The 2,072-nt window shown below is 40.2% G+C and carries 1 protein-coding gene; it reads left to right on the top strand.

Features of this window, described 5'->3' with window-relative positions:
- The first annotated feature begins 122 nt into the window (after positions 1–122).
- Positions 123–575, top strand: a complete 453-nt coding sequence (locus tag FD07_RS11815) for a hypothetical protein (RefSeq protein ID WP_020090531.1) — start codon at positions 123–125, stop codon at positions 573–575.
- The last annotated feature ends 1,497 nt before the right edge of the window (positions 576–2,072 follow it).

Here is a 2,072-nt window from a genome sequence, read left to right as displayed (position 1 = left end):
TTGCACTTCAATTTTAAATCGAGGTAGGACTTTTTTGTTTGAACTTCATTATTTTTTTTTAGGCTAGCCTTGATTTTTTGAGGAGATGCTTTTACCACGATAAGTGAGGAGGATGTTAATTAATGAAGTTTACACAAGGTTTAGCATTAGTTGCAACAACTGTTTTATTCTGTGGAGGGGCCGCCACTGTCACTGCATCGGCAAGTGCCGTTGAATTGACCGGAAACGCACCCGAATCTGGGTCAGTAACTTTAAATAGTGATGACAGTGTGGTATCTGCTTCGTCTAATGAATTACTTGCAGAGATTGATGGATCTGCGCAAAAGGCCGCTACACTTTTAAGAACTGTTGTTAATATGAAGAGCGGACGTTGGGTATATTATTCCGATCATCATAACTACTTAAATAAGTATAAGTGGGGCCATTCAAACTATTACAGAAGTACCTCAAGTCACGAATCAAAGGCAAAAGTTGGCAGTAAGAGTAGTGGATGGGTTTCTGCGTCAGCGCATCACTATAGTAAGGCCACTGCAAAAGGTAAAGGGACATTTAAAGCATATTATTCAAATAATTGATTTGAAATATTATTGGATAGCATGTCGATTACCTCAAATGGGTTATCTATTATTTCTTGCGTAGACAACTGCTTTCAGGTCTTAGCTGTGAATTCCGTGCATCTATGAGGATTTGTGGTCAAACATGGTTAATTTAGACAGGTTATCGTGTATTAGTTCCTGTTTAGGTTGTTATGTGAAATAATACTGTTCGGTATTGTTTTAAGCGGCTTCATTCCAGTGTTTTACTGAAGTGAAGCCGCTTTTTGTTGGGTAAGTAAAGTAGAGTAGATACCTTCATTGTGTAGCTTCTGTCTTCTGTTACATTTCAATTGACGGGTAATCTCGTTTTCGTCTATCAGGATCAGTTGAGTCATGGTTATGATAGCGTGGTCACGGACTTTGACGTTGCTGTTCAACAGGGCGTCGACTATTTCTGACAACACAATCAGTATGAGATTGGCTTGATCTATGGGATCGAGTCGACGACGGATGGAAAGCTGAATGTGCTTGATCCGCTGTACACGGCATATTGTCGTTATTTGCAGGAGCGGGGACTCAAACTGATCTTTATCGGGATTACACCTCGGAGCCTTACGAGTAGATGTAGGTCGCTTTGACGCGACTGGTGGCCGACCGCTTGCGAACGGGCCGACGGATGTCACAATGGGTGACGGACGATTGGGACTGAACTGATTGTTCGTGAGAGCACGTTGAAGTAGCAACGTAATTGTTTAAAAATAGTAAGTTAGAAAAGGGTGCCTGGAGGAAAACGCCATAAATTGATGTGAATTTCTAGGTNGTTTTACTGGGGACATGTCAGCCAATTTTATTAATGACGACATACTGAATCGACAGCTTCAGACTTGAGTGATCTGAGTCGGAAGTGTAAAGTCGCCTGGTCCACGATATGGACTGTGCCAATTGTGTTTACTTAGTAGAAAGTACTTCCCTCGGGCACTTTCCGAAAATTCATTGTCTTCTAAACGGTGTTAATATTTTACCCATTGACAAGTGCTCATTAATTCGGTATCTTTTCAAGTAGCGACTAAACCAAAGCACAGATTTGGAGGAAATGTCATAGCAAGAAAGTTTATGTATCTAAGTACGACGATTCTAGTGGTTTTACTTATTTTTAGTATTGCCAGTTTCTTCTCTAACATATTTTTTGACTATGGCTCAGGATTGTCACTATTGATCGACCTGTTCATATTGTTGGTAACAGGGTTAGCTATCTTTGAGGTGGTCCGATTCTTTTTAACCAAATTTTTTCCGAAAAGACACAAGGGAGAGTAATGGTTAAAGTATTTCGCATTCGTATTTATTAGTTTATTTCACCTGCATCGGCAGTATTGGTTGAATGGTAAGACTGATTTTTTTCGAGTGTATGTGGTAAGGCCACCGTGTTTTGGCAGTTGATTTTTTGAATAAAGCGAGTGAAAACTCAGCTATCAGCTCTTATCCTTAAACTGAATTGATTACGAAACAATTAGCGCCCCGAATCCGTTAAGATTCGAG

Origin of the sequence: Levilactobacillus parabrevis ATCC 53295, from assembly GCF_001434055.1 — a bacterium.
GTDB lineage: Bacteria > Bacillota > Bacilli > Lactobacillales > Lactobacillaceae > Levilactobacillus > Levilactobacillus parabrevis.
Note: the sequence above shows the minus strand (reverse complement) of the source record. Positions and strands in the feature narration are given on the sequence as shown.

What these genes read in the sequence shown, in the direction of transcription:
- FD07_RS11815 (WP_020090531.1), top strand. Translation starts at nt 123, where the DNA reads ATGAAGTTTACACAAGGTTTAGCATTAGTTGCAACAACTGTTTTATTC.